The following is a 2,589-nucleotide window of genomic DNA, read 5'->3' as shown; positions in this document are numbered from 1 at the left end:
GTATATCAATAATAATATATGTACTATCGACGATTGAGATACTCCATCCATAATATTCAAAAATGTCATACGCAAACGAATCGAAAATAGTTATTAAAACCATAAAGAAAATAACGATTGAGGAATAAACAAAATCCTTTCTTTTTATTTTTCGTTTATGTTGCTGATATTTTCTTTTCTGTTCTTCTGTTAATCCATGTCTTCTACTTTTCTTTCTTTTTTTGTTTTTAGCCAAGTCTCTCACCCTTAAACAAAGAGGTATAGGTCATTCTATTGTTATTAATAGTCTCCAGATGTATTTACTGTTATTATACAGGACGATCCATTTGATACAATCAATTCTCCAAAAAGTTAAAAGGAAGAAATAGAAAAGAACACATAGTATGTTCCTTCTATTACATTGATAATTGCCGATTGTTTTTTATTCTAATTAACCCAATAATAAGCCGACATAAATAGAACTTTACAATTAAGCTTAAAAATGAATGATACCAATTCCATCCGTTATTCCAGGAAATTAAATTGGTCTTTTTAGCTGCAATTGTTTCTATTACGATTTGTGGGATAATGAAAGGAAAAACTTTCAATAAAATTCCAAACAGATTGCTATTAAGTGTCCATTGATTGTAATAAAGCAGCATTAATGGATAGTGGAATAAATCAAACGGGAGATGAATTGAGAACTTCTTTGGAAAAGGTCTAATTTTATATTTTAAAAATCCTCTAGTAACGAGGTAACGATCTGCAAGAGAATTCCCAATAATACTTACAAGATAAACAATAATCCAATCTTTCAAAGGTCGTTTAATAATTGCAAAAGGTAGTAAAAACAAGGAAACCAGCAAAGAGAAGAGTAAAAATTTAACCTCTCGTTTTTTAGCCATGACAAACACCTCCTCTAACAGTGTTTGTATAAGTCTGCCTTTATATGTATGAATTGACTTTACCTTTACATGACTAAACATTCTCAGAATAACATTTATTATTAGCGTTAATACTTTTAGTAAACAATCTAAGGAGATTAAATATGAGCAAGGCTTTGGAGAATTTAGATTTAAATGCATCAGGTCTATGGTTTGCCATTCTTATTAGTTTCCTGTTATTATTAATCGCTGCATTTATTCCAAAAAAGTATATTTCATGGAGAGAAATTTATTTAACATTTGGAATTGTAGGACTTGCAACTTGGATTTGTGATGCCCTTATTGCAAGAGTATTTGATTTAATTGATTTAGGTGATGAAAAAATGGCTGGTTTAGGAGAAATCCTTAGCTATACCTTTATTCCTACTTCATTAGCCGTTATTTACATCAACTATTATACAAAAAAGAATAGATGGATATTGTCGATCATTTTCACATTTATTTCAATATTGATTGATTTAGGGATGCAGTATTTTGGATATATGCAATACAATGGTTGGAATTTATTTTTTTCTATTTTGTTTATATTTATTGCATTTGCCTTCCTTATCCCGCTACATATTAGGATTATAAGGGATAAATGACGAATGACAGTCCTTATCCCTTACACATTAAGTTATCGCTTCTTTTATTCTATTAATAACTGTTTGATAAAATAACACATCATGAGGAACAAACATTTCCTTCCCCACAGTCATCTCAATTGGTACTCTTTTTTCATGATGTTCTTGTTTAAACCCATGAATATAGATTGAGTTACTCTCTCCAAACCATAATTGTTCAAAATCATTCAAGGCAACTTTAACGATCCCTGAGACCTCTTCCTCCTGTAAATGGAAATCATGGAATGTATGGTTTGATTGATATAAATAGACATGTGCAATTTCCTTATCAATAAAGTTTTCTTTTATTACACAATAATCAATATTTCCTAAAGAAATTAGCTGTTCAATAGCAATATGAATTCCAATCTCTTCATTAACTTCTCTTATACCATCTTGTATCGTTTCGTTAGCTAATATATGTCCAGCAGCAGTAATATCCAATAGATTGGGATAATCCTTTTTTCTATCACTTCTAAGCTGAAGATAAAGAAATAGTTCAGCTTTTTCTTGCTTGAGAAACCAGCAATGAAAGGTTTCGTGCCAATAGCCTTTTTTGTGAACCTCCTCACGGGTCGCAACACCTATTTGCTGTCTATCATCATTAAAAATCTTTAATAATTCATCTTCCATATCTTTATCCTTTCCTTTAAATTCCTTTTTGATTGTTATTCTAACACAAAGAGACAAAAAGTAGGGTGACTTAATAGGGATTCTTAAAATTTACGTATAGCACGATTTTCATGTTATTTACTTTCAAAGCATAAAATTCAAATAATAACCTTTCCTTTTTCAGGACAGGTGTATTCTTCTACGGATTATCCCCCTCGTTTGCAAACTAAGCAGTTTATATTATCCTCAACTTTTATCGATAAAGGTACCTTTGCGATTATTTCTCCTGTAGTTGGATTAATGACATCCGTTGTTCCACAATCTGTCAGTTCCACACATTGGTCATAAAGAAAATTCTAATCGCTGAATGTCTCACTTTTTTCGAAACGTTATGACAAATCCATCCCACCGATAATAATCTTTTAATAGTTTTTACTATTGTCTGTTAATTG

4 protein-coding genes are annotated in these 2,589 nt (G+C 30.6%); 1 reads left to right on the top strand and 3 read right to left on the bottom strand.

All coding sequences use genetic code 11. The features are described 5' to 3' along the window. Both HU235_RS23475 and HU235_RS23470 read right to left on the bottom strand, forming a co-directional pair. Positions 1 to 235 (bottom strand): hypothetical protein (locus HU235_RS23475; RefSeq protein WP_174881779.1); only part of this gene is annotated, 235 nt, incomplete at its 3' end. Positions 236 to 395: 160 nt separating this feature from the next. Next, positions 396 to 884, bottom strand: a complete 489-nt coding sequence (locus HU235_RS23470) for a CBO0543 family protein (RefSeq protein ID WP_174881778.1) — start codon at positions 882 to 884, stop codon at positions 396 to 398. A gap of 143 nt (positions 885 to 1,027) precedes the next feature. On the opposite strand from HU235_RS23470, the gene HU235_RS23465 reads away from it, so the two are divergent. Then, entirely contained in the window at positions 1,028 to 1,507 is a 480-nt protein-coding gene (locus HU235_RS23465; protein ID WP_174881777.1) for a hypothetical protein, read from the top strand. 27 nt (positions 1,508 to 1,534) lie between these two features. Here the strand turns inward: HU235_RS23465 and HU235_RS23460 are convergent, their stop codons facing one another. Next, entirely contained in the window at positions 1,535 to 2,158 is a 624-nt protein-coding gene (locus tag HU235_RS23460; RefSeq protein WP_174881776.1) for an NUDIX hydrolase, read from the bottom strand. Between the last annotated feature and the right edge of the window lie 431 nt (positions 2,159 to 2,589).

It is taken from the genome of Metabacillus niabensis, from assembly GCF_902829255.1.
Taxonomy (GTDB): Bacteria; Bacillota; Bacilli; order Bacillales; family Bacillaceae; genus Metabacillus; species Metabacillus niabensis.
This window is presented reverse-complemented; position numbering and strand designations above follow the sequence as displayed.

Excerpts from the sequence above, each read along its gene's own strand:
- HU235_RS23465 (WP_174881777.1), top strand. The coding sequence starts at position 1,028 with ATGAGCAAGGCTTTGGAGAATTTAGATTTAAATGCATCAGGTCTATGG.
- HU235_RS23470 (WP_174881778.1), bottom strand. The coding sequence starts at position 884 with ATGGCTAAAAAACGAGAGGTTAAATTTTTACTCTTCTCTTTGCTGGTT.
- HU235_RS23460 (WP_174881776.1), bottom strand. The coding sequence starts at position 2,158 with ATGGAAGATGAATTATTAAAGATTTTTAATGATGATAGACAGCAAATA.